This is a genomic window from Fictibacillus sp. Mic-4 (assembly GCF_049843615.1).
Lineage (GTDB): Bacteria > Bacillota > Bacilli > Bacillales > Fictibacillaceae > Fictibacillus_A > Fictibacillus_A gelatini.
This window is the reverse complement of record NZ_JBBHZM010000029.1, coordinates 23,403-47,347: the sequence shown is the minus strand read 5'-3', so window position 1 is coordinate 47,347 and position 23,945 is coordinate 23,403. Positions and strand designations below refer to the sequence as shown.

Annotated in this window: 24 protein-coding genes and 1 pseudogene; 11 read left to right on the top strand and 14 right to left on the bottom strand. The window is 41.1% G+C overall.

Annotated elements, in window-relative coordinates; translation table 11 throughout:
• Positions 1 to 84: 84 nt before the first annotated feature.
• A complete protein-coding gene (locus WD019_RS16540) occupies positions 85 to 1,284 on the bottom strand; it encodes a S1C family serine protease (protein WP_425712211.1) in 1,200 nt (399 codons plus the stop codon).
• 307 nt (positions 1,285 to 1,591) lie between these two features.
• Here WD019_RS16540 and WD019_RS16535 point away from each other — a divergent pair, with 307 nt between their 5' ends.
• Positions 1,592 to 2,077: a DUF2798 domain-containing protein gene (locus WD019_RS16535; RefSeq protein WP_425712207.1), complete on the top strand. Its 486-nt coding sequence runs from the start codon at positions 1,592 to 1,594 to the stop codon at positions 2,075 to 2,077.
• Positions 2,078 to 2,161: 84 nt separating this feature from the next.
• Here WD019_RS16535 and WD019_RS16530 read toward each other — a convergent pair whose 3' ends face one another.
• From WD019_RS16530 to WD019_RS16510, 5 genes are all read right to left on the bottom strand, one after another.
• Positions 2,162 to 2,371 carry a hypothetical protein gene (locus WD019_RS16530; protein WP_425712206.1) on the bottom strand — a complete coding sequence of 70 codons (210 nt, stop codon included), beginning with the start codon at positions 2,369 to 2,371 and terminating at the stop codon, positions 2,162 to 2,164.
• An 11-nt stretch (positions 2,372 to 2,382) separates the two neighbouring features.
• Entirely contained in the window at positions 2,383 to 2,751 is a 369-nt protein-coding gene (locus tag WD019_RS16525) for a DUF4176 domain-containing protein (protein WP_425712205.1), read from the bottom strand.
• 273 nt (positions 2,752 to 3,024) lie between these two features.
• Entirely contained in the window at positions 3,025 to 4,437 is a 1,413-nt protein-coding gene (locus WD019_RS16520; RefSeq protein ID WP_425712204.1) for a ribonuclease YeeF family protein, read from the bottom strand.
• An 18-nt stretch (positions 4,438 to 4,455) separates the two neighbouring features.
• On the bottom strand, positions 4,456 to 4,737 hold the full coding sequence (locus tag WD019_RS16515; RefSeq protein ID WP_425712203.1) for a YwqI/YxiC family protein: 282 nt from the start codon (positions 4,735 to 4,737) through the stop codon (positions 4,456 to 4,458).
• 33 nt (positions 4,738 to 4,770) lie between these two features.
• Positions 4,771 to 5,121, bottom strand: a complete 351-nt coding sequence (locus tag WD019_RS16510; RefSeq protein ID WP_425712210.1) for a YwqH-like family protein — start codon at positions 5,119 to 5,121, stop codon at positions 4,771 to 4,773.
• Between the two features lie 443 nt (positions 5,122 to 5,564).
• Here WD019_RS16510 and WD019_RS16505 point away from each other — a divergent pair.
• Positions 5,565 to 6,114, top strand: a pseudogene (locus tag WD019_RS16505) (IS1595 family transposase); the annotation flags it as partial.
• A 226-nt stretch (positions 6,115 to 6,340) separates the two neighbouring features.
• On the opposite strand, the gene WD019_RS16500 reads toward WD019_RS16505, so the two are convergent.
• The 4 genes from WD019_RS16500 to WD019_RS16485 all read right to left on the bottom strand — a co-directional run bounded on the left by WD019_RS16500 (position 6,341) and on the right by WD019_RS16485 (position 12,783).
• Positions 6,341 to 6,952, bottom strand: coding sequence for a class I SAM-dependent methyltransferase (locus WD019_RS16500; protein WP_425712209.1), 612 nt, complete (start codon positions 6,950 to 6,952; stop codon positions 6,341 to 6,343).
• 324 nt (positions 6,953 to 7,276) lie between these two features.
• Positions 7,277 to 8,452, bottom strand: a complete 1,176-nt coding sequence (locus WD019_RS16495) for a macrolide family glycosyltransferase (RefSeq protein ID WP_425712202.1) — start codon at positions 8,450 to 8,452, stop codon at positions 7,277 to 7,279.
• Positions 8,453 to 8,567: 115 nt separating this feature from the next.
• Complete coding sequence (locus WD019_RS16490; RefSeq protein ID WP_425712201.1) at positions 8,568 to 9,545, bottom strand: helix-turn-helix transcriptional regulator; 978 nt, start codon at positions 9,543 to 9,545, stop codon at positions 8,568 to 8,570.
• Between the two features lie 31 nt (positions 9,546 to 9,576).
• Positions 9,577 to 12,783 (bottom strand): SNF2 helicase associated domain-containing protein, encoded by a 3,207-nt coding sequence (locus WD019_RS16485; protein WP_425712200.1) that lies wholly within the window; start codon positions 12,781 to 12,783, stop codon positions 9,577 to 9,579.
• A gap of 184 nt (positions 12,784 to 12,967) precedes the next feature.
• Here WD019_RS16485 and WD019_RS16480 point away from each other — a divergent pair, with 184 nt between their 5' ends.
• The 5 genes from WD019_RS16480 to cyoD all read left to right on the top strand — a co-directional run bounded on the left by WD019_RS16480 (position 12,968) and on the right by cyoD (position 17,342).
• On the top strand, positions 12,968 to 13,387 hold the full coding sequence (locus WD019_RS16480) for a hypothetical protein (RefSeq protein WP_425712199.1): 420 nt from the start codon (positions 12,968 to 12,970) through the stop codon (positions 13,385 to 13,387).
• Between the two features lie 199 nt (positions 13,388 to 13,586).
• On the top strand, positions 13,587 to 14,486 hold the full coding sequence (locus WD019_RS16475) for a ubiquinol oxidase subunit II (protein ID WP_425712198.1): 900 nt from the start codon (positions 13,587 to 13,589) through the stop codon (positions 14,484 to 14,486).
• A 19-nt stretch (positions 14,487 to 14,505) separates the two neighbouring features.
• A complete protein-coding gene (locus WD019_RS16470; RefSeq protein ID WP_425712197.1) occupies positions 14,506 to 16,440 on the top strand; it encodes a cbb3-type cytochrome c oxidase subunit I in 1,935 nt (644 codons plus the stop codon).
• A 2-nt stretch (positions 16,441 to 16,442) separates the two neighbouring features.
• Positions 16,443 to 17,036, top strand: a complete 594-nt coding sequence (gene cyoC, locus WD019_RS16465) for a cytochrome o ubiquinol oxidase subunit III (RefSeq protein WP_425712196.1) — start codon at positions 16,443 to 16,445, stop codon at positions 17,034 to 17,036.
• Complete coding sequence (cyoD, locus tag WD019_RS16460; protein WP_026679516.1) at positions 17,037 to 17,342, top strand: cytochrome o ubiquinol oxidase subunit IV; 306 nt, start codon at positions 17,037 to 17,039, stop codon at positions 17,340 to 17,342. It abuts the gene before it with no gap.
• A 328-nt stretch (positions 17,343 to 17,670) separates the two neighbouring features.
• On the opposite strand, the gene WD019_RS16455 is transcribed toward cyoD, so the two are convergent.
• Together WD019_RS16455 and WD019_RS16450 are read right to left on the bottom strand one after the other, a co-directional pair.
• On the bottom strand, positions 17,671 to 17,820 hold the full coding sequence (locus tag WD019_RS16455) for a hypothetical protein (protein ID WP_425712195.1): 150 nt from the start codon (positions 17,818 to 17,820) through the stop codon (positions 17,671 to 17,673).
• A 21-nt stretch (positions 17,821 to 17,841) separates the two neighbouring features.
• A complete protein-coding gene (locus WD019_RS16450; RefSeq protein WP_425712194.1) occupies positions 17,842 to 18,459 on the bottom strand; it encodes a Crp/Fnr family transcriptional regulator in 618 nt (205 codons plus the stop codon).
• 298 nt (positions 18,460 to 18,757) lie between these two features.
• Between WD019_RS16450 and WD019_RS16445 the strand changes: the two genes are divergently transcribed.
• The 4 genes from WD019_RS16445 to WD019_RS16430 all read left to right on the top strand — a co-directional run bounded on the left by WD019_RS16445 (position 18,758) and on the right by WD019_RS16430 (position 22,066).
• On the top strand, positions 18,758 to 19,498 hold the full coding sequence (locus tag WD019_RS16445) for a GntR family transcriptional regulator (RefSeq protein ID WP_425712193.1): 741 nt from the start codon (positions 18,758 to 18,760) through the stop codon (positions 19,496 to 19,498).
• Positions 19,499 to 19,703: 205 nt separating this feature from the next.
• Complete coding sequence (locus WD019_RS16440; RefSeq protein ID WP_425712192.1) at positions 19,704 to 20,594, top strand: hypothetical protein; 891 nt, start codon at positions 19,704 to 19,706, stop codon at positions 20,592 to 20,594.
• A 419-nt stretch (positions 20,595 to 21,013) separates the two neighbouring features.
• Positions 21,014 to 21,277, top strand: coding sequence for a CD3324 family protein (locus WD019_RS16435; protein WP_026679519.1), 264 nt, complete (start codon positions 21,014 to 21,016; stop codon positions 21,275 to 21,277).
• Positions 21,278 to 21,433: 156 nt separating this feature from the next.
• Positions 21,434 to 22,066: a FusB/FusC family EF-G-binding protein gene (locus WD019_RS16430; protein WP_425712191.1), complete on the top strand. Its 633-nt coding sequence runs from the start codon at positions 21,434 to 21,436 to the stop codon at positions 22,064 to 22,066.
• Positions 22,067 to 22,197: 131 nt separating this feature from the next.
• Here WD019_RS16430 and WD019_RS16425 read toward each other — a convergent pair whose 3' ends face one another.
• Entirely contained in the window at positions 22,198 to 23,040 is an 843-nt protein-coding gene (locus WD019_RS16425; protein ID WP_425712208.1) for a fructoselysine 6-kinase, read from the bottom strand.
• 15 nt (positions 23,041 to 23,055) lie between these two features.
• Positions 23,056 to 23,943, bottom strand: a complete 888-nt coding sequence (locus WD019_RS16420; RefSeq protein ID WP_051291649.1) for a carbohydrate ABC transporter permease — start codon at positions 23,941 to 23,943, stop codon at positions 23,056 to 23,058.
• Positions 23,944 to 23,945: the final 2 nt, after the last annotated feature.

Genomic DNA, 23,945 nt, shown 5'->3' with positions numbered 1-23,945 from the left:
AAAAGTTTCATCTGAAAAATAATAGCGCTTTATATGTGTCGAATCGTTTTATGAACCAATTATCATTTTATCAAAAATGGCTTGCTATTGTTGATTGGTTTCATTTTGTACAAGGGTGAGCTTTACGGAATGCTTCTTACCCTGGCGATAAAAATCAATGGCCACCTGATCCCCGATTTTCTTTTTCGTATACAGGTAGTTCCTCAATTCAACCGCGTCGTCTATCTTTTGTCCGTCTAATGAAGTAATGACGTCAAGTTCCCGTAATCCTGCTCGTTGGGCGGGTGAATGCGTTTCAACCTGTACAATGACTGCTCCGTAATTGACGCTTTCCGGCAAATGTAACGTTTGTTGCCTATCGTTTGCCTGAACTTCAGAAAGAGAGATGGGGCTTATCCCAATAGAAGGCCGTTTGACATGGCCGTATTTTTCGAGCCTCTTCATCATCGGTTTTGCTTCATTGATCGGGATGGCAAAACCAATCCCTTCAACCCCATCTTGCGCAATTTTCATTGAGTTAATCCCGATGAGTTGCCCGGATTGATTAATTAATGCTCCTCCGCTGTTCCCTGGATTAATGGACGCATCGGTTTGAATGACATCCACTTGCCAGTCATCGACACCATCATCGTTCAAATCGATTGGCATCGTCCGCTCAGGAGTGCTTACAATCCCTTTCGTTACAGTACCTTCCAGATAGCCAAGCGGATTTCCGATCGCAATGACGGATTCTCCCGTTTGGAGATGATCGGAGTTTCCTAATTCGGCGACCTTTGTCACCTTGCTGCCGTCGATTTCGAGCACGGCAAGATCCATTAATTCATCAGAGCCAACCACCTTTGCTTGAACCTTCTTGTGATCACGTAAGCTGACCTCAATCTGATTGGCGCCTTCAATGACATGATGATTAGTAACGATATAAGCTTTTCCCCCTTCTTTTTTATAAATTACGCCTGATCCGGAGCCGCTCTCCTCGTCCGTTGCATCATTCAAATTTTTATTTTGCAAGTTGGCTACTCCTACTACCGCATCCATTGTCTTGTTAACCGCTTCCGTCATCTTCGAATGGACATTTACGGCGACGTTTTTTATACTCTGGCTGCTTGTCTGGCCCCCTGCTGACTCTTCAGGCGCTTTCGTCGCATGTTTTTCCCCTAACAATGAAATGGACAAGACCATAATAAGACCGCCAAGAACCGCTCCTGCTAATCCTGCGGGAAAAGCCCGGCTCCGCTTCTTTTTCTGCTCCGGCGCTTGCTCAACTTGTTCATCATAAAAGCCCATAACGTTCACCTTCCCCATTTTTCTTACCGCCATTCGTATCGTACTCTATTTAAATGAAAATTTGATGAAATCATGGACGGCATAGAAAAAGGAAGCCCCCATTCAGGAGACGAACAACTCCTTATGGGTCTTCCTTTGATTTCTTTTTTAAAATGGCCTGGTTCACCGGATTTAAACGGTAAACTATTGAGGAATGGGAACTTTGTGAACGGTTTTCGCTTGATATTGTTCACAAAACGTTCACTTACGAGCAAATTTTTTGATCGCTATACTAATCCTCATGGGATAAGAGAAAGGATGAAGAAAATTGCCGACAACCAAAAAAGAAAGTGTATATTTTACAATAATCATGTGCTTTGGAATGGTTGCAGTCATGATGTTCTATAATATGTATTTGAGTGGTGTAATTGGCGTCATGTCGTTTACGGATGTTATTGTTCAATTTTTTACTACATTTGCCCTTGCGCTCCTGGTCGATTTATTAATTGTCGCTCCTCTGGCCAAAAAAATTGTCTTTAAATTACCATATGATAAGTCCAAGAAGATCTATGTGCTTCTTTCCATTTCCACATGCATGGTCATAGGAATGGTATTTTGCATGTCATTCTATGGTTTAATGACACAATATGTAAACAATAGTCTTACTAACGAATCCCTGATTACTAGTTACTTTACGATTGTTATGAAAAATTTCATTGTTGCCTATCCTTTACAGCTCATCATTATGGGACCACTCGTACGCTATGTATTTGTCAATTTTATAAAAAGAAATAAAGTGGCGAAAACAGTTTAGGACATTTGAGGCTCCAGAAAGTCACTACAACTTACTTTTGGAGCCTCTGATTTTACATATTTAACGAAAAACTGAATGCAAGTTTTATTGTTTTTTACGAAAGGAACGATCCACCAGAAAATATGCAACTGTAATGACTGCGACATTAAGGATAAGTGTGCCAACCATTAAACTTATTTTAAGAGCGGTTGAGTTCATTGGGATAAGCAACTGTATGAGGAACGAACCAATGACAACAACTAAGCCTATTGCCGTTGTAAACACTTTTCCATAACTGAACCAGAAGTTCCTCACATGACCACCTGCTATTGTTTCGATTCTTTTTCGATTTTTTCTCTTAACTCGATTTCTTGTTTCGTTTCATAGCCTTTATATAATACTTTTTTGATCATATTCCGATTAAAGAACACATTATAGTCTTCGCTAATATTTCCTTCCGGATATGGGACAGCAACATAATCGTATTGACGTTTGGTAGAGGATTGCGTTTGCTTTCTTCCGTATATCATGACCTCTTTATCAATATTTTTGAGCTTAACGACTGTTCCGATCGGTAATAACCGATTGGTATCGATTTTTTCTACGGTTGCAGTTTGTTTTTTCTCTTCCATTTTCGAACACCCTCCTGCGATTAAAAGTGACATGAACAAGAGAATTGTGATTAACTTTTTCATAATTTACTCCTACTGATTTTTGATCGATTCAATTTTCTTTTTTAAATAAAACATACGGATGAGGTAAAAAACTATACTTGGCAAATAAAAACATACAGATATGCCGAAAATTAGTAATTTCATTTGATAAGATGTTTCCACGTGTCTCATTGCTAATATTAACATTACTGAGCCAAAAATTATTGCCAAAATTATAAACAATGGTATAGTTTTATAGATTCTTATCAAGAAATAAACTTTTTGATCCTTATTCAAAGAAACGCCTCCAGTTTGTTAATTGCCTTCAATATCGACTCCCCATTTAATCCCCACTCCAATTTGATCAGCAGCATAAATTTCATTTTCTAAGCCTAATGATCCTCCAATACCGTAACCACCAAGTGAAACGTCAAAACCAACATAAGGGCTGATCCCGAACCATTCCTTAAGCGGGGAATATCCGAAAAACGTAAACAATTCCTTTTTTGTCTCCACCTTTACCGCACTTACTTCCGCACCCGCCCCTATACTATAATTCTCAATACCCGCTTTCATTTCTCCGGTACCTACTTTAAGTTTTACTTCTGTTGGACTCAATGGATGTTTAAATGTACTCTCGGAAAACGTTGCTTCAGCCTTACCACCAATGAAAGCGCCTGAATATAAATCTTTTTTTACTTCCTTTTCACTAATTGGTAGATTAATCTCTCCTGAAGCAGTAAAAAGCTTAGAATTCAATCCGTAATTAGTAACATTATTCTTTTTATCAACTATAGCACCAGCGATATTATCGGTATCTAGAAAGCTCGATTCAAATTTATACTTTAATTGATCTCTATCAGCTTTTAATTCATCATTAAAGTTACCGATCCCGGGCGTATCCCAAAAAGAAAATTTATTGTTTTCCACCCCGCTGTAATAAGCTCTTCCACGTAGATTAAGATCGGCAGAAGAAAATGAGTATGCTTGGAGCAATTTGTCAATCGGTAAAAGTGAATTGGTTGGATTCATCGGTAGAAGCTCAATATCGGATTTTTGTAGAGCTCCACTAACTAATTTATTATACATTGGGACTTCGCTTAATCGCCTGGCAGAATAGGTGGATACATCGAGATCACCGTTTTGAAACATCGATTCGATTTTTCTGATATAATTTTCCATCGTGTCGACATCATGTTGTAACTTGTTCAAAGCTTTAGTTTGTTCATAATCAAAACGGTTCAACTCTTCGATGGTCTTTTTGTATTTCATTTTAGCTTCATGAATACCGCCAAGGACATCTTCGTTATTTAGCCGGGGCAAATAGATAATATCATCCACTTTGCGCATAATTTTGTTTGCTTCTTCCGTCAGATCAATGGTTGTTTCCTCTATTTTTTGTAATCCTCTTAAGATGTTATGTTCCAAAAACAATTCATCAATAAATCCATCCTGTGCGGGTTCAAAATCTTGGAGCGCTTGTTTCATCTTCTTCAGAGTCGAAATATAGTCTTCAATAAACGCTTCAAAAAAAAGCAAAAATGGTAGATGACACTCTTGATAAAAAGTACGAATCGCCTGACCGGTTTTGCCTTTCAATGAATCTTCCAATGCTATAATTCCATTAACGGCATTCTGGAGTTGTTTGATCTGTATATTGAAATCGCCAAGTTGCTTCATAATTTCATCAATGCCTAAATGCATTTTTTGAACATCCAGTCTTTTCATACTAATCCAGCTCCTCCTTTAAGGAATAGGAATGGAAGCAGTGGCAATTTGCTCATCCTGTTTACGAATTGATTCAATCGATCCGTTCGTTGCTTCTTCATTTCTACTTAATAAAACCTTATACGATTCGGTCACTTTTTGAAGGGATTTATTAAGTTCAGTTAGTCTTATAAGCATTTGGAGAGAAGAATCTCCCCCAATTGACGTTGGCAAGGTTGTTTCAAGTGATTTGCATGTGGCTTTTACTTTTAATAACGCTTTTTCCACTTCTGAAAAATGTATTTTAATTTCAGTACTCATTTCTTCACTCCTCATTCTTCCGCAATTTATCCGTTAATCTGGAAGTTGTGCTTGCAGAGATGTGATAGAATTTTTGATAGAATCAATTTCCGTTTGAATTTCTTGAACTCTACGCTCCACTTCTTCAAACGTTTTTTTAAACTGTTTACCCGTTATTTTTTGATACGGGTTATGGATCCCCTCTCTTCGAATCCCGTCAAATTTTTCCGCCCAGTGACCACTCCATGTATGTGAAGATAAAGATGGTTCTAAACATAATCGTTCATTGTGGAGAAATTCGTTGTAATTGCTATGTAATTCTCTTTCACAAGATTTCAGTATCATGAGCTCCTCTTGCCTAATTCGCAGCTGTGAATGTAATGAAGCAAGCGAAGAGCGGAACACACTTTCTTGTGGATCCAAAACGATCACCCCATTCGTTTGTTTCTGTCATTTCTTGTCCAATCTTGCCAATGCAATTCTAATTACCATCGAAACATGGATAGCTGTTTTTTCCATTATAGCAAAACTTTTTTTTATGAATATTTTTAGGTAATGAAATAGTTCTAAATTCCTATATCCAAAGTATTAGAATGAAGTATGCATGTCTTTTTTACTACCTACTTACGCTAAATTGTTTTAGGCAAGCTCTGTAGGAGGAATTTGTCCATTCATTATGTCGCGGGAAATGCGAATAAAGCCGTAACCGAATTGACCATGAGATCTTGATCAATAAGATTTTGACGGCTCCATTACGATTTTACTTTAAAAAGTTGGTATCATGTACTATTAGAATGGATCTGAAAACAACACGATTAATTTTAATCGATTACAAGACATCGTTGAGAGACGAAACCTTTTTTCGTGAGTCTATGAAAGAGCTAGAAATCACCCATAGAAAACCCAAGAAGCGTGGGGAGAAAGACGAATTGAGAGGTATTTCGAACCTTAAAATCGCTGTTGTTATGGTACAAGACCGATCGTAGTGTGATTGGCTCAAAAGGCAGGAACGGGTCGTGTTAAAGCCGATGAAATTGACACTGTGATAGGTAAGTATATTCACCCATCTGCTTTGTTATGTACGGATACAGCAACGAATTATAAAAAGTTTGCCAAGATAAAAGGATTACAGCACGAAACAGTCAATGAGGCGACAGACGGCGTGTAAAAAAGGGAATTTACCACATTCAGCACGTTAATAACTTTCATAATCGCCTGAAAAAGTGAATGGAGCGGTTTCAAGGAGTTGCAACGAACTATTTGGACAACTACCTCTATTGGTTCAAATAGCTTGATATAGGGAAAAACTTAGCATTTGAAAAACGAGTAGAGCAAATGCTTACTTCAGCGTGTCAAAAATCAAACGAGATCACAGTAGAGATGTTGAAAGCAATATAAAAACCGCCTCAAATGACTTAAAAGCGGTTAAACTAAACTATGTTTATTATATATCTTTTTTCGCAGTTTAATCAATCACCTTTAAAAACAACAAACTTTGCGCAAAACAGCCTTGTATAAAAATAAAAGAAAACCCTATTAATTAGGTTTCCTCTACTATTGTAAGTTGAACAATAAACTCTTTTCTTGTCAAAACGGTTCTCTTCGTTGTTAGTAACTACATCCTTTACTGTTGAACCTTTTTTGAGTCAAGAATAAACATAGACGCATCGTGTCCCATGAATATTTTACTTCCTGAATAAAAAGTTTTGAATTGAATATCCCTATACCCTATTTTAGTCATTATATTCGCTAGCTCTTCTGGATTAAATCCGTTATGAACAATATCCGAAACTATTTTTTCATTTTTATTAAAATCTACGATTAGCAAATGTCCATTTTCATTTAGAGCATCAAATAATCTTGATAAAACTAATTTAACATCATGAATGTGGAGTAGAACCTGATTCATAAAAATATAGTCGGCATGTATATCCTTTAAACTTTCCTTTTCAATATCAAAGCATAATGTATCTGCATTCTGAATATTAAAATTTGTTATTTTTCCCATGACTTGATTAATCATATTTTGTGATGTATCCAGAAAAAGCATAGAATTAAACTCGTTTAATAAGTTCATCCCGACAAGACCAGTACCACACCCAAAATCAATAGCATTCTTACTTTTAGCGTCAACTAAAAAATTACGGATGGCATCAGATGCAACCTTTGCAATTTGGATTCTTTCAGGGGTGTCATATTTATTAGCTATCATTTCAAACTTATCAGTATTTCCCATTGTTAACACTCCAATCTCCTTTGATAACCAGGCCTTACCACTAAAAAGCTTGTCCTTATTGAGGATACGATTATGCATATCACCATTCTACAACTCTTGCGCTACAATACGGACTACACATTGAATTTTGACAGTCGCAAACTATCATAAGTCTCTGTCATTTCAACTACAAATGATGTTAGCAAAAACTCTTTAAACTGTTGCATAGTATGCTTTCACAAGGTTACTACACGCTTTTTCCATTCTTATAACGTTCCCCGAATGTATGTTCTTATTTAGATTATACTATAAGTTTAAAAAGGTATCAAAGATCAACATTATTCTTTAACAAAGCCTAAATTTAAAAATCTCATCCACAGCCTGGCGATATCCGCCCGATTTTTGAAAGGATTCTTTAATAGTTGCAGCGGCTTTATGGAAAGATGGGTCACTTAACACATGGTCGACAGCTTCACGCAGTTGATGAGCAGTCAGGCTTTGCATCTGTAATTGAATGCCGGCTCCGAGTTTAGCAACTTGTCCGGCAATGATCGGCTGATCCGCGCTTAGCGGAATTACAACAAGCGGTACCCCGTAATAGAGGCCTTCATGGGCGCTGTTCATTCCGCCATGCGTGATAAATGCTTTCGTGTATTTCAGCAATTCCGTTTGTGGAACATAATTTTTCACAATAAAGTTTTTGGGGATCTCCCCCAAATCAGATCGTTGAACTTTATTCCCAATCGACATGACCACCGTATGATCCGTGTTCTCAAATGCCTTAAAACAAAGCTTATAGAAATCAATATTCTGGTTTAAGACCGTGCCTAGTGAAATGTAAATGAGGCTTTTTTCCTTGAGTGCAGTAAAGTCGAAGTTTTCTTGCGCTCGCCGTAAAGAAATGGATGGCCCTACAAATTTGTAAGTTGGGTCAAATGTTTCTCCAAAAGGTTGAAACTCCCTGGTGGTATAAACGATTGTAAGGGGTGCAGGATTACAGAAAACTTCGTATGGAGAATGGATCTCCACAGCATATTTAGCTTTCACCAATTCCGCCAGGCGATGGAATTCATCGTATATTTCTGCAGGAATTTTTTGTTGGTCCAACATGTGATCAAATGATTCCTTTGTCTCTGCAAAAGAAGTACACGAATTAATTGCCGGAAGTTTAAGGATTTGGGCAAGCAGACGTCCACATCCAAACATGGAATCGTGGATCATATAATCAAAATGTTCTCCTTTGATTTGCTCCAGAACACCGGGTATCATTATATCTGCCGTATGCAAAAGGCCGTTGATTCTTTCGAGTAAATAAGTTCTTCCACCTGAGATAAAGGCTTTTATAAATTTTTCGCCGTCAATCGTCCGAACAGTAGCTCCTGTCTTCTCTATACGCTCCCGAAAAGCTTCGATCGTAAAGTACACCACCTCTTCTCCACGCGAAATAAGCTCCTCTACAACTCCAATCGTTGGATTGACATGCCCTTCTGATCCGCCATTAATAAATAAAACTCGTGCCATGATAACCACTCCTTAAGGGTAAGGATATTTTTCCCAATCTAACAGGACGGCCTTCAAACAACGAAGCCCTGGTACCTTTCATCATCGCAAAAAAGGTATGCGAAAAAAGCACACCTTACTCATACAACTCATACAGTTTTCTTGTTTCTTCTTTCACTTTTTCAACGAGGTGATCTGGTTTCAGCACTTTCGCCTGGCGTCCCCAGCTTAAAATCCAGCCAACGAGGCCGTCACTGATGGCGGCGTTCGTTTTGATGCGGAAATGTTCGTCATCGACTTTCCGGATATCCGCATCAAGGCCAAATCGGTCGTACATTGCATTTAATAGATTCATGTGGAATTGAATATCGATGATGTCTTCTTCACCCGAAAACATATTAAACGTTTGATTCACATAGGCGGGAAGATCAAATCGTCCGGGCGTAAATTTTTCTTCCGCCACGCTTACATTTCGCATCCGGTCAATCCGGTAATGGCGAACCTGACCGAGCTTCACATATTCACCGATCAAATAATAATAGTTGTTTTGCCAGACGACACCGTACGGCTTCACATCGTAATATTCACCGTTTCGATGCAGGCAAAACTCCTTCTCCGTATTGTAAGTGCCGTATTGAAAACGAACCAGTTTATGTTCGCTTGTCGCGGTATGAACCGCATCAATATAGTACCGCATTTGCCGGTTTTCCGATTTGATCATGCCTTCAAGATAAATCTGGTTTTGCAATTTCTTCGATAAGCCATCACTCGTCAGCCTTTTAATTTTCCCTATTAGCCGCTTCGTTTCTTCCTTTGAAATGAAGCGGGCTGAACTGACGGCATCAATGAGCAGCCTGAGCTCATGGATTTCAAATAGCCGGTCTTGCAGGCTGTACAGCTTCTGGCCATACTTCCCGCTGTTTTCCATAATGTAAAACCCGGATGCCTTCAGTTCCTCAATATCGTCTTTAATCGCCCGCGGTTTCACGGAATACTCTTCGCCAAGGTCACGCTTTAATTTTTCCGTTATCTCTTTTATTGAAAGTTGATGTTCCTCGTCGGTTTCTTTTTGAAATATCTCAAGCAGCTTCAGTAAACGTTGCTTCGTATTCAACGGGACCTCCCCCTTTTCGTTCATCGATGCACTATATATTTAAAATTTCCCGGATTTCTTTTTCCGTCAGGCTTGTGATCATCGTTTCACCCGGCTGAATGACTTTTTCGATCAATTCCTTTTTCCGCTGCTGCATTTTGTAAATTTTTTCCTCAATCGTTCCCCGGGCAATGAGGCGAATGACTTGCACGACATTTTTCTGCCCGATCCGGTGCGCCCGTCCCGCCGCCTGTTCTTCTACGGCCGGATTCCACCATAAGTCATATAAAATGACCGTGTCGGCGCCCGTTAAATTAAGACCTGTTCCTCCTGCTTTCAATGAAATAAGGAAAACATCCTTTTCCCCGGCGTTAAACCGCTCCGCCATGTCGACCCGCTCTTTCGCCGGCGTTTGCCCGTCCAGGTAAAAAACGTCATACCCGGCTGCCTCGAGCGCCTCTCTAATGATTTGCAGCATGCTCGCAAACTGGGAAAAAATCAGCAGGCGTTTTCCGTTTTCAATCGCATTGTCGGCGGTTTCAAGAAGCTGTTCCAACTTGCCGGACTCTCCTTTATAGTTTTCAACAAACAATGAAGGGTGGCAGCAAATTTGCCTGAGGCGGGTCAGGCCGGCGAGTATTTTCATCCGGCTTTTATCAAATCCGTCCGTTTGAATCGATGCTTCCGTTTCGCTTCGAATTTTTTCTAAATAGCCGAGATACAGCTCTTTTTGCTTTTTCGTCAGCTCTGATAGGTGGTTCGTTTCGATTTTGTCCGGAAGCTCTGTTAGCACATCCTTCTTCACCCGGCGCAAAATAAACGGGCGGACCATTTTCGAAATTTGTTCATGGCTCATTTTGCTGAAAGATTCCTTGTTCGGGAAAAAGCCCGGCATAATCGCCTGGAAGATCGACCACAGTTCGTCAAGCGAGTTTTCAATCGGTGTACCGCTTAACGCGAATCGTTTCGGCGCTTTTATTTTTTGCACGGCTTTAAACGTTTTCGTCGTATGGTTTTTGATCGCCTGCGCTTCATCTAAAATGACCGAATCAAATTCACGCGTCTCATACAGATCGATGTCCTGCCGCAATGTCGGGTAGGACGTGATCCAAACGTCTGGTGCATCCAGCCGGTTAAGCACTTCCTTCCGCTCTTTCGGCGTTCCGGCAACGACCTCGGTTTGCAGCCCGGGAGCGAACTTTTCAAACTCGTTCTTCCAGTTGTATATAAGCGAAGCCGGGGCAACAATTAATACCGGTTTAGCATGCGGGTTTTCCACTTTTTCCGAAAGGATGTAACTGATGCTCTGGATCGTTTTCCCAAGTCCCATATCATCTGCTAAAATACCGCCAAGCCGGTAATGGGCGAGCGACTTCAACCATTGAAAACCGGTTTCCTGATAGTCCCGCAGGCTGGCATTTAAAGATGAGGGCAGCTCGTAATCCAGTTCATCTGGATGTTTCAATTGTTTGATCAAGCGGCGAAACGCTTTTCCGAACTTTTTCTTCGCGCCGGCCGTGTCCATCAGTTCTTCCAGTTGAAGGCTGCGGTAGACCGGGAGCTGAAACGAGCCTTTTGTCACGTCGTCTTTTTTAATCTGGAAGTCTTTGATCATCTTCGCCATCGTTTGAAACTGGTCGTTTTCAAGAGAAACGAAAGCGCCATTTTGCAGACGGTAGTACTTTTTCTTTTCCACGACGGATCGGAGTACATGCTGAATGTCGTCCTCGCTAATGCCATCCATGTTAAAATTGAACACTAGCCAGTTTCCGCCCGTATCTAAATCAATCGAAAATTGAGGCGTCGATTGTTCCGGAAGCATGTACGAACGAACCGCGCCAGATAAATAAATGTCCGCCTTTTTCTCAAGCTCAGGCAATACTTCAAACAAAAATTCATATACGCCATCTTCTTCATCCGTATACAACCGCTCGCCATTAAATTTCAGCGAAGAGCTTTCGATGAGCCCCATGATTTCCTGTTCCTTAATGGCATCACGCATAATAATTTCGCCTCTTTCTTGTGTCTCGCCATGAAACGGATGGATTACGTATTCACCGTAATGGTACTCGAGCTTCACTTCGAGCCGATCTTCTTCGCTTTCCACATACACGTTCGCCTTTAAAGGAGCCGTTACAATTTGATTGGAAATGGCTTTTGCGATGTGAAGCTGTCCGATTTTCTTTAAGCCCGGGGCGACATTGGATAGAAAGGAGCCCACTTGCTCTTTAGCAATCGGCAGCTTCCTGTTTTGTTTGCATGAAGAAGCAAGCTCTTTCAACATCGCCTGCTGATTCGCCGTAAGCTTGTATAAATTCCCTTCATAAAAAAGCCAGCCATACATCGGAAAGAGAGATTCGATATGAAAGTTTTCGAGCTTCAGTTCAAAATCCCCCGAACTGCTTTGATCGAGCTGAAATAAAAACGGTGACTCTTCATCCAGAAGCTCTACGGCTTCATACGAATAGCCATTATGCTCCAGGCGGACATCGCAGTCTTTTAATGTCTCCATCAGACGATTGGCGGCATATGGCGGGATAAACAGTTCCCGCTCATTTGTTTTATGCCAAAACGAATTTAAGCGATCGCGGTATGCCGATTCGATATTCGCAATTTCCTGCAGGATGCGAATTCCGTTCATATCCTGCTCGCTGAAGGTATGCTTTTCAGGATCGTATGTGAAGTTGTCCGTAAAAAAGTAAGTGGACCCCGTTTCAATTTTATGAAGCAGCTCTTTTAGTTTTCTCACGACGTATAGCCGCTGGCTGCCCACTTTCATTTCAATCGTCATATACCGACCTTCATAAGCCGAATGCGATTTGCAAATGAATTCTACGTTTAATGGTGTACGCGCTCTTCCCGTCACTTTTTTTGCGTCGGACAGCTGGTAGTGGGCAAAACTTTCAATCAGCCTTCTTGTTGCTTCAAACTCTCTCTTTTTTCTGCTTACTTCAAGCATGGCCGAATTTTCTTGAGTCCGATCCGCCACTTCCAATAAAACCGCGACACTATGCTTGCATTCCTCGTATTTGTCAAAGGCCGGGCAATTACATCCCATAGTAATAAAGCCATTACTTTCTATAATCACAACGTTATAAACGTCGCTTCCTTCAACTTTTGCATACCATCTATTTCCCGTTTTCTCCTCCAGATCCACAACGCGCCCCTGTTGATAATAATTCAGGCCGCGCTTATAGATCGTACGTGAAAACATCGCCTCGATATCCCGCCTCGTCAAACGAGCAATTGTTTCATTCATGATCAATTTCCTCTTTCGTCCGTGTTCTTATCTCTCATTATAACAATAACCGGGCTGGAATAAGCTTATTTTGGTCCCCGCAGTTTCTTCCATTTAAAGTAAGCTCCTAAAGAACGAACACTAAATATTTTTCTATTTTCCCTTTTATGGTAAGCTAATACGAAATAAAGGAGAGTGAACGACAATGAAAATTAATTTTACGAAAAAACAATTTGAAACGTTGATTGAGCTTGTATATGCTGGCCACTGGATACTTAATAGCCATCGGAACGAGGAAATTAAAAAGTATAATGAGGTAGAGCAATTGATTTATTCGTTCGCAAAACCGTTCGGATTAGAGCATTTTATTGAATTTGATAAAAGACTGGATGGCTATTATCCGACATTGGAATTTGAAGATTCCATGGAAGAATTGATCGCCGAGTATGATGACCGTGCCTTTTGGGACGAACTCGTTGACCGATTGGCCCTGCGCGATTTAACAAAAGAAGGTATTGAAGGAAAGTCTAATGAGGAGATCATGGAAAGAAGAATTGAACTTAAAGAAAAATATGAGATTGAATTTGAAAAACACCACCTCAATCGTTTAAAAATTGAAAAGTAATTTCCCCTTAGCAAAACGAAGGCGATGACCGCTTTCGTTTTTTTATTTGCCCACTCCCGCCTCCTTATTTGAAATTGTGTGCAATTGGTGAACGTTATGTAACCTGTGACATTTGTCACATCCGAAATGTAAAGAAAGGTATACGATGACTGTGTCTTTCTTTTATGAAGCATTTTGTTTTGAAAGGAGCTGAATCAATATGAAGAAGCTTGCAATGACGAAAACTTCTTTGCTGCTTCTCTTGTCTGCATGTTTATTAGCCGGATGTGACAAACGGTTTATCCTGCTTCACCCGAAGGGACCTGTCGCGCAGAAGGAATATGACTTAATCGTCCTATCGGCTCTATTGTGCGCGATTGTTGTTATCCCTGTTCTGGCTCTTCTCGTTTTTATTGTTATCCGGTACCGGGACAAGCCTGGAAATAAAGCCCCTTATCGGCCGGAATGGAATGAAAGCAAATGGCTTGAAGTTTTCTGGTGGGGCATTCCGATTGTCATTATTGGCGTTCTCGGTTTTTATACGGCAAAAACGACATTTGCCTTAGTGAAGCCGCCGGTAACGAACGTGAAGCCGGTGACGATTCAAGTGACGTCGCTCGATTGGAAATGGCTGTTCCAATATCCCGATCAAAAAATCGCCACTGTCAATTATGCGGAAATTCCTGCCGGTGTGCCGGTTCAATTTGTCTTAACGTCGGACGCGCCAATGAATTCGTTCTGGGTGCCGCAATTAGGAGGGCAAGAATATACGATGCCCGGAATGGCGATGAGGCTCTGGTTACAGGCCGACAAGCCAGGAACATATTACGGTTCTGGCGCCAATTTTACCGGGAAAGGATTCGCCCATATGAAATTCAAGGTGGTCGCGAAACCGCAGTCCGACTTTCTCGCGTGGACGAAACAGGTGAAGAAAACCGCCCCGGCATTAACGAAAGAAGGGTATGAAAAACTCGCCCGGCAAGGTCTTGCTGAAAAAACGGCGTTCTCTTCCTACCCGGCTGGACTTTTTGAAGAAATCGTCGATAAAAACGGCGGCAAATATATGAGTCATGAAATGAAACATGGACATGGCCACATGCATCAGCATGACGAGAACTAACTGAAAGGAGGAAATTAGGATGAAAGACTTCTTTGTAACTGGCGATCCGCTCATTTACGGCGCGGATGCCGCGATTGTCGTGACGGTTGTTGCCATTGTGTTTGTTTTGACATATTTCAAAAAATGGCGCTGGTTATGGCGGGAATGGATCACAACCGTCGATCATAAAAAAATCGGCATTATGTATATTATTTGTTCGCTCCTTATGCTTTTCAGGGGCGGGGTTGACGCGATATTAATGCGTCTTCAGCTGGCGATGCCAGACACGAAATTTCTTGAATCCCAGCATTACAATGAAATTTTCACCACGCACGGAACGATCATGATTTTATTTATGGCGATGCCATTTATGTTTGCGCTCTTTAACTGGGTCATCCCGCTTCAAATTGGAGCGAGGGATGTCGCGTTTCCTTACTTAAACGCGCTCAGTTTCTGGCTATTTTTCTTCGGAGCCTTATTATTTAACATCTCATTTGTCATCGGCGGCTCGCCTGATGCCGGATGGCTTGCGTATCCGCCGCTATCCGAACTGTCACACAGCCCTGGCGTTGGCGAAAACTTTTACATCTGGGGGATTCAAATTTCCGGGATCGGAAGCCTGGCTTCAGGCATTAACTTCCTCGTGACGATCTTGAAAATGCGCGCCCCTGGAATGAAACTGATGAAAATGCCGCTCTTTTCCTGGTCGGTACTCGCAAGCTGCATTACGATCATTTTTACATTCCCTGTACTGACGGTGACGCTTGCCCTGCTTTTTGTCGACCGGTTCTTTGGCGCCCATATTTTCACGATGGACGGCGGCGGAAACCCGATGATGTATGTGAACTTAATCTGGATGTGGGGGCACCCTGAAGTGTATATCGTTGTTCTGCCGGCATTCGGTATTTATTCGGAAGTCGTCAGCACCTTCTCGAAGAAGAAAATTTTCGGCTACACGTCGATGGTGTTCTCGATGATGATCATTAGCGTTCTTTCCTATTTCACATGGGTTCACCATTTCTTTACGATGGGAGCCGGCGCGGATGTCAACGCGTTCTTCGCAATTACAACAATGGCGATTGGCATACCGACAGGCGTGAAGGTCTTCAACTGGCTGTTTACGATGTTCCGCGGCCGGATCCGGATGACCCAGCCGATGTTATGGACGCTCGCCTTCGTTCCTTGTTTTCTTGTCGGTGGCGCAACCGGGGTCATGCTTGCCGTCGCGCCTGCGGATTATCAATATCATAACAGCTATTTCCTGATCGCCCACTTCCATCAAACATTGATCGGGGGCGTCGTCTTCGGGTATTTAGCCGGACTTTATTACTGGTGGCCGAAAATCTTTGGCTTTAAATTGAACGACAGGTTGGGAAAATGGGCGTTCTGGCTATGGAACATCGGATTTTACGTTTGCTTCATGCCGCAATATGCGCTCGGATTCATGGGCATGACGCGCCGTGTGTACACGTACGGCTGGGACATGGGCTGGGCGCCGTACAACCTTGTCTCAACGGTCGGTGCATTCCTCATGGGAATCGGCTTTGTCGTGCAAGGATGGCAAATTATTTACAGCATCAAGCGCGGCGAACGTGATCTGACAGGCGATCCATGGAACGGGCGGACGCTCGAATGGTCGATTCCGTCACCTCCACCGGTCTACAACTTCGCTAAAATACCTGAAGTGAGCGGGCAAGATGCCTGGTGGGAAATGAAGAAAAAAGGAATCAAGCCGACTGTCACTTCCTATGAAGCGATTCACATGCCGAAAAACTCGGGCATTCCATTTTTAATGTCAGTATGCTGGTTTATCGCCGGGTTTGGCTTAACATTCCATTGGATTTGGATCGGGCTAGCGGGACTCGCTGGTGTCGGAATTTGTTTATTGGCCCGTTCGTTCCAATACAAAACAGAGTATTACATCCCGGCAAAAGAAGTAAGCCGGATAGAAGCGATGTATAGAAGGGGGGCCTAGCCGTGCAACAGTCGATTACACCTCAACATGAACACGAACATCATGAATCGATGAAAGTGTTCGGGTTCTGGATCTTTCTCATGACCGATTGCATATTATTTGCGTGTCTATTTGCCACCTTTGCGGTATTGCGCACACATACCGATCTCCCTTTTACAGGGAATGAACTATTTGAAATTCCGGGCTTTACCGCTGAAACATTTATTTTATTAACGAGCAGCTTCACGAGCGGGTTAGCTATCCTTGCCATGAATAAAGGAAAGGTGAAGCCGCTCATCGGGTGGCTCGCCGTGACGGTTCTGTTAGGTGCCGCTTTTATCGGTCTTGAAATCAATGAATTTATGAAAATGGTATCAGAAGGCGCTACGATTTCGACAAATGCGTTTCTATCATCCTTTTACACCTTAGTGAGTACACACGGTTTGCACGTGTCCGTCGGTATAGTCTGGATGATCGCGATTATGATTCAGTTAAAACAGCATGGCATACAATCGGTAACGAAGCGAAAAGTCCAGGTCATGAGCTTATACTGGCATTTTTTAGATGTCGTTTGGATTTTCCTCTTTACCGTCGTCTATTTAATGGGGGTGATGTAAATGGAATCTGAAAAACATCACGGCTCCTTGAAAGCGTATGTTACCGGGTTTATCGCATCGATTGTACTGACAATCATTCCGCTCTTGCTTGTCGTCAATCATACGTTTAAAAAAGGAACGCTCACAGTTGCGATTTTAGGCATGGCCATCTGTCAGCTGTTCGTCCAATTGTTTTTCTTCATGCATTTAAAAGATGAGAAAAAACCAAGATATAACGCAATGGCTCTCGTTCTCGGCATCATCTTCGTCTTCACGATCGTCGCCGGCTCCATTTGGATTATGTCATTTAATGAACAAGTTCATTAGAGTGGGAAGCACCTCCAGGCACAATCGGAGGTGCTTTTTCCTATATCTCCTTAATGCCTAAATTAATCTTTGGTGATGCATTCAAAAAGAGATATCGGTCCATTCCACATTCTTATCGGTCAATTGGCTCAGGTTATCGATCAATGAGCGATGTTTTTCGGTCTTTTTCTCCCCTTCTTTCGCTATTTCAGTCCATTCCACTCACTTATCGGTCAATTGGCTCAGGTTATCAATCAATGAGCAATGTTTTTCATTCCTTTCTCCTCTTCTTTTAATATTCCGGGATAAAAAAACGCCCTATGTCTAAGCCCATAGAGCGTCACTTTAATTATTCGTCAATTCCCAGTTTCTTTTTGATTGCGATTTGATTTTCTTTTATCATCGCGATTTCCGCCTCAAGCTTTTCCATTTTCTCTATTATTGGGGCAAGCGCTTCTTGAAGCATCATGCGCAAGCGGTCACTTTTTTCCATATTCATGTTTAATCACTCCAATTTATCTTATAGGCGGCAAATCGATGCCGGGCATCCTTCACAATGGCTCATGTTCTTTAAATGTTCAATGTCGTAAATAAGCATCGTATTCTTTTCGACCTCGATGATGCCATCTTTTCTCAACTGGTTCAACATCCGGTTAACCGTTTCACGCGTTGCGCCAATCATTTTCGCAAGCTGTGCATGGGACAACTTCATTTTCACACGAATGGCTGGCCCATCCTGGAATCCGTATGTGTTGATCATTCGGATAAGAGTAGAACTGAGGGCCCCGTACTTTCCGTAAAATAATAGATCCCGCATTCGCAACTGCATCGAGCGCTGAATGTAAGCCATCCAATTCATTAGTTCGAAGGCAAACTCTTTGTCCGAAAAAAACAAGCGCTGCAGTTCCTCTTGATGAATGGCGCCAATCGTGCACGGTTCTACTGCTTCTGCCCGCAATGCATGCGTTGGACGGTTGTCATCCTTTAATTCGCCAAAAAAATCACCGGAGAGCGCATAACTCATCGTTAATTCTTTTCCATCGTCCGCTGTTTTCGAAAGTTCCACCGTACCACTTTTTACATAAAACCATTTATTCGCTTTATCGCCTTCCTCATAAATACTTGCTCCCTTTTTCACTTTCACTTCATCCATTATTCCAATCAACTGATGGAAATGTTTTGTGGAAAAAAGATTTGAATTGGGAAAATGCCTCTGACAAGTATAGAAAGATCGTGCGAGTTCCATTAAATACCCTTCTCTCTTTTAATTGGTATATTTTTATTATAATGGAACGCAAAGCATGGGAAGTGACGAAAATCACATCATTTGGTAAGATTTTTTGACAATAGGAGATTCGTTGATTTTTTGAATGAATTTGTCATATAACATAATAATACGTTATAATCTAAGTAACGAGAAAAAGGGAGTCATTTGAATGAAGCTAAATAATCAAACATCGGTACCATTGTATAGCCAATTGAAACAGATCATTTTGGAAGATATTGACCGGGGGGTTTATTCTCCCGGCGAAAAAATGCCGACGGAATCGGAGTTATGCGATAAATACGGGGTAAGCCGGATTACCGTTCGGAAGGCCGTGCTTGACTTAGTCGACGACGGTATTTTAATTCGCCAACAGGGTAAAGGTACATTTGTCCAACGCCAGAAAATTAAACGGGAATTGATCTCGATTACCGGGTATTCCGAATTTATGGTCGAATCGGGCAAAAAGCCAGATACAAAAATTATTTCCCTCAATATTTTACATGCCTCCGAAGAAATTGCCGATAGTCTTGCCATTGAGCCCGGTGATGAAATTTTAGAGATGAAACGAATTTTATTTTATGACGAAATGCCTTTTGTATTCGAAGTTTCCACATATCCATTAACATTAGTGCCAAATTTGGATCAATACATCCACGAATCCATTTCAACTTATGAAATTTTAAAAAATCGGTATCATCTATACCCGGCGCATAAAACGGAATTGATCAACGTCATATCCGCACACGCGGAAGAGGCGAAATATTTGAACTGCGAAGTCGGGACGCCTCTTTGCAAGATTGATAAAATCGCTTATGATGCTGACCGCCAGCCGATCCACACTTCCGCTTTATACTACCCGGCTGACCGTGTCACCTTTACGATTAACAGCTCTATTCCACAAAATCCTTAATGCTAAAAACGAGCTAGCGAATGTTACATGCTAACTCGTTTTTTATTATGAATATAGAAGGAACTCCTATCGTTATAGCGAAATTTAAGTCTAGTTGGTACTATATTCCCTCTGGAAGAACTATATTGAGGAATTGGCGCTTTTAGTTTAATAGGTAGATTGTGCTTCAGTTGTCCTATTTTCTGGTTAGATAGGAGGAAAAAATTTGCTTGATAAAATTAAAAAGTTACTAATAAAAGGTGAAAAGAATGAGATTGATGACAAGTACGTTTTCGTTCCAGAAAGTGAGATCAACGAAGAATTAAAAAGAAATATAATTGAATTGGAAAGATTAAGCGAGGAATGGAGCAAGGTTTTTCAAAAAAAATATGCAAATGAATTCGAAAGTCGAGGAAAACAGAATCTCAAAATATGGATTTGTAGAGATATTGATGGGGATGAAATAGGAAACTTAACCAGTGAGAAATGCTTAGAAAAAGAGTATCGCTCTCAAATAGCGATAGATTATGATGGGCCAAAATTTGATAATGATTTTTATGCTCATACGATTTTATTATGGTATTACTTTAGTGGGGGCTCCAAAGGTTCCGGGACATTATATGACGTATCAAAAAATGATTTACAAACAGATATGGAAGAAGCTTTAAAAATGTTGCTTTCGACAAAAAACGGTCCAAAGGTACGCGAGATATTTCTCGATGAAGAAATAGATGAAGAGAACTTTGTTCATATAATAAGCAACATTTACCCGCAAGAATGTTATATTTATGCGATTATTCCTGAAGATGAACTAGAACTATTAAACAATCTTTCAAATGATTTTATTGAAGTTAATAAATTCCCGTTGCCACGGGTTTTTCCAAGGGAAATAGGTCACTTGGGATATGTGAATGACATCCACAAATGGTACGTTTACGAATTTTTTTTACGGTCTACCTCAATGGATTATCTAGTTTTTACCAACATTGATGTATCAGAACATTTAAACAAAATAAACAAAAAGAATGTCAACATATACAAAATTTTCGAAGACCATAAAATTCCGCATATAACCATCGGTCCTGATGGTCAATGGCTAAATGTCGTTCAGTATTGATGGTTGAAGTGAAAAGGAATCCATCGATTATGAATAGAACTCCTCAAAAATTGGAATTGCGTTAAAAATGAACTTTGGAGGCAAATAAAATGATAGATGGGTACGCTAAAATTGATGAGCGGATATCAATCATTTCAGGATGTTTTTCGGCCATTCCCTCTTCTTTCAATTTTTAGCATCCACTTTCCATCGGTCGCTTGATATAATATAAGTTACATTAGCCTTTTGGGAGGTGATGAGAATGGCAATGAAGTTTGCATTGCCTGATTCTGCAACGGCCCATGCAAAGCCTGGTATTGGGGGCGATACTTTGCATGGGGCGGATCCGAGCTAAAATCGCCCGGGTGACGTATCTCATTTCGAATACCAGCTTTGCACCTTATTTTCTTTGACAATTTTAAAATAAGGGGCTGGCAGAAATGAAATATGTAAATGCGGCTGCGATTTTGCCTGAAGAGCTGATCGCAGAAATCCAAAAGTATGTTCATGGCAAAACGATTTATATTCCGAAGCCATCAGAGAAGCACGAAAAATGGGGAACGCGTTCTGGAGCGCGAAAGTTCGTCGATGATCGAAACGCCATGATGAAAATCGCATATAAACAAGGAAAGACGATTGACGAATTATCCAGGGAATATTTTCTCGCAACGGAAACGATTAAAAAAATTGTTTATTCTAAATAAATGAGTTTTGAAGCACTGATGATCTTATGAGGAGATGATCAGTGCTTTTTTATATGGCGAGTTTATTTGTTAATCATCTTTTGCATTTCTTGAGATGATTTGTTTTTTTACAATGAAAGATGAAGGCTTCAATGAAACGAGAACAGGAGTGGTAAAATGGAACCTTTTATTAGAAACGATCAGTATAACTTCATTAAGGCCCAGACACGCATTCTTATTAATGGACATCGGACGGTTAATGATCCAGGGGTCCTTAATGCATTACAATCGATCACCAGGGAAAAAGTCTTGAATTTGTTCACTGACGCCGGCGACGAGCAGCTACAGTTGATTAGCCCTATCGTAACGGTTAAAGATTCGTTGGATGAGGAGCGTTTTTTGTCAACATTAAAGCCGTATGTAATTCCATTTCAGGTAACGGAACAAATGATCAAAAAATTATTCCGTAAAGTAAAGAAATTAACCATTCCTTCCTTGAAAAACATCGATCTAGCGGAGATTTCCTACTTAGGCTGGGACGATAAAGGATCAGGGAAAAAATATATTGTCGCTCAATACCAAAATCGGCTCATCGGTTTGGAGGGGACATTTAACTATTTAAATAAAAAGGGCATTTGCGCGATATGCAACAAATATGAAGAAGTGGGCTTGTTGATGTGCCAAACAAAAGGATCACATCAAAGCGGCTATATTGCAAGAGGAAACCACATTTGCCTGGATAGCCGCCGGTGCAATCAGAATTTAACTACACTTGAAAAATTAAATAAATTTATTGCCAGATTGATATAAGGTGATCCGTTTGATCATGGATTTCTCTAAAAGTGAGGATCAATTAAGAGAATGCTGGGATCAGAGTCTGGCCCATTATTGAAATCGCCGCATTTCCTGATGGAAGAATGCGGCCTTTTCTGTGTCTAAAGCTATTGGACCGCCGGCTCATTTTTCGGAAAGTAGTCCAATCCATAGCCGAACGCGCCGTAATTTTTGCATGTTTCCGAAGCGTTTGCTGCCCCGTTGCGTAAAGCTTTTTCAATACTGGACTCCGCCATGTAAGACACTAAAAAACCTGCGATAAACGAATCCCCCGCCCCTAATGTATCAATAACGTCTGTCGGGATAACGGATTGCCGATACACTTTTTCTCCGTTATAAAGGAGCACGCCATCCGCCCCACGGGTGATGCAAACGACTTTCGAGCCTAACCTGTACGCTTTGTGCATTAATACACGGCATTCTTCCTCTGTTAAATGACTGCCGGAGAAAAAGGCATATTGTACATACGGGCATACTTTTTCTAAATAGTCTTCATTCGTTTGAGTTGAAAAATCAAAAGAAATGGCAACCGCATATTTTAAATCCGGCAACACATGCTCGATATTGCTGTAAACGCTAGTATGAAGCAAGTCGTGCTTTTCGATAAATGAATAATCTTCCGGCGTCAAGCGGATTCCGAGCCTGGATTGGATCCCTCCCTTGTTGGATCCAATGAAAACCCGATCGCCATGTTCATCAAGGCTGACTACCGCCATCCCATTTTCCCCATAACCCTGGCGGATCCTGCTAAAGTCAACCTTCTCCTTTTCCAAAACGTCGATAATATGCGCCGCGGCCATGTCATTTCCGAGTATTCCGATATAGGATGAATATTCCACATTTAAGCGCTTGCATAAAACAGCAACATTGAGCGCATTTCCACCAGGGTAAATTTTATTTTGATGTTTGTAATAATCGACAACGTTATCGCCAATCGCGATAATCTTCATCATCATCCCGCCCTTCTATCCTTTTAAACCGCCGTTTGCCAGTCCGCGGATAAAATATTTTTGCATACATAAAAATAATAAGATGATCGGAGCCGCTGAAATCGTCAAACCGGCAAGCAATACTCCCCATTCGGTCTGAAGAGCATCCCTGAACTGCATTAACCCTGCAGGTATCGTTCTTAGTTTATCATCATCAATGAAAATGATCGCAAACATGAATTCATTCCACGTATAATAAGCGGTCAAAATAGTTGACGTTAAAAGAATCGGCTTGCTAAGTGGGACGAAAATCCGCCAAAATATTCCAAAGGTTGAACATCCGTCTAAATAGGCTGCTTCCTCCAATTCTTTTGGAATCGAAAGGAAATGCGATCGTATGAGCAGCACTGTAAATGGGATGCGATAAGCAACGTATGGCAATATTAACGCCCAATACGTGTTAAAAAGGCCCATTGATTGAATAAGTTTATATAAAGGGATCAAGCTTACTTGCGGTGAAAGCATCAGTCCCCCCATGCAGAAAACGAGGATGATCGTTTTGAATTTAAATTCAAATCTTGATAGCGCGTAGGCCCCAAAGGCGCTTACGGCTACAGTGATCAAGCATGATAGAAAAGTGACGATGACACTATTGAGAAAGTAAGATGAGATCCCCGTATTCCATGCGGTTACATAATTTTCAACGAGCCATTTTGTTGGAAGCGACCAGCTATGATTGAAAATGCCGTCCGTATCTTTAAACGAACTCATGACCATCCAAAAAAGCGGATAGGCGATCACTAGCAAATAAAGAATGAGAAAAGCGTACGTTCCTGTCAGCCCCGCATAGCTTTTCACTCTCTTTTTGCGCTTTCTCACGTTTACGTTTACCTGAACATTGAGTGCTTGTCCCGACACTTTCATGA

Excerpts from the sequence above, each read along its gene's own strand:
- WD019_RS16540 (WP_425712211.1), bottom strand. The coding sequence starts at position 1,284 with ATGGGCTTTTATGATGAACAAGTTGAGCAAGCGCCGGAGCAGAAAAAG.
- WD019_RS16525 (WP_425712205.1), bottom strand. The coding sequence starts at position 2,751 with ATGAAAAAGTTAATCACAATTCTCTTGTTCATGTCACTTTTAATCGCA.
- WD019_RS16520 (WP_425712204.1), bottom strand. The coding sequence starts at position 4,437 with ATGAAAAGACTGGATGTTCAAAAAATGCATTTAGGCATTGATGAAATT.
- WD019_RS16515 (WP_425712203.1), bottom strand. The coding sequence starts at position 4,737 with ATGAGTACTGAAATTAAAATACATTTTTCAGAAGTGGAAAAAGCGTTA.
- WD019_RS16500 (WP_425712209.1), bottom strand. The coding sequence starts at position 6,952 with ATGGGAAATACTGATAAGTTTGAAATGATAGCTAATAAATATGACACC.
- WD019_RS16495 (WP_425712202.1), bottom strand. The coding sequence starts at position 8,452 with ATGGCACGAGTTTTATTTATTAATGGCGGATCAGAAGGGCATGTCAAT.
- WD019_RS16485 (WP_425712200.1), bottom strand. The coding sequence starts at position 12,783 with ATGAATGAAACAATTGCTCGTTTGACGAGGCGGGATATCGAGGCGATG.
- WD019_RS16480 (WP_425712199.1), top strand. The coding sequence starts at position 12,968 with ATGAAAATTAATTTTACGAAAAAACAATTTGAAACGTTGATTGAGCTT.
- WD019_RS16475 (WP_425712198.1), top strand. The coding sequence starts at position 13,587 with ATGAAGAAGCTTGCAATGACGAAAACTTCTTTGCTGCTTCTCTTGTCT.
- WD019_RS16470 (WP_425712197.1), top strand. The coding sequence starts at position 14,506 with ATGAAAGACTTCTTTGTAACTGGCGATCCGCTCATTTACGGCGCGGAT.
- cyoD (WP_026679516.1), top strand. The coding sequence starts at position 17,037 with ATGGAATCTGAAAAACATCACGGCTCCTTGAAAGCGTATGTTACCGGG.
- WD019_RS16455 (WP_425712195.1), bottom strand. The coding sequence starts at position 17,820 with ATGAATATGGAAAAAAGTGACCGCTTGCGCATGATGCTTCAAGAAGCG.
- WD019_RS16445 (WP_425712193.1), top strand. The coding sequence starts at position 18,758 with ATGAAGCTAAATAATCAAACATCGGTACCATTGTATAGCCAATTGAAA.
- WD019_RS16435 (WP_026679519.1), top strand. The coding sequence starts at position 21,014 with ATGAAATATGTAAATGCGGCTGCGATTTTGCCTGAAGAGCTGATCGCA.
- WD019_RS16430 (WP_425712191.1), top strand. The coding sequence starts at position 21,434 with ATGGAACCTTTTATTAGAAACGATCAGTATAACTTCATTAAGGCCCAG.
- WD019_RS16425 (WP_425712208.1), bottom strand. The coding sequence starts at position 23,040 with ATGAAGATTATCGCGATTGGCGATAACGTTGTCGATTATTACAAACAT.
- WD019_RS16420 (WP_051291649.1), bottom strand. The coding sequence starts at position 23,943 with ATGAAAGTGTCGGGACAAGCACTCAATGTTCAGGTAAACGTAAACGTG.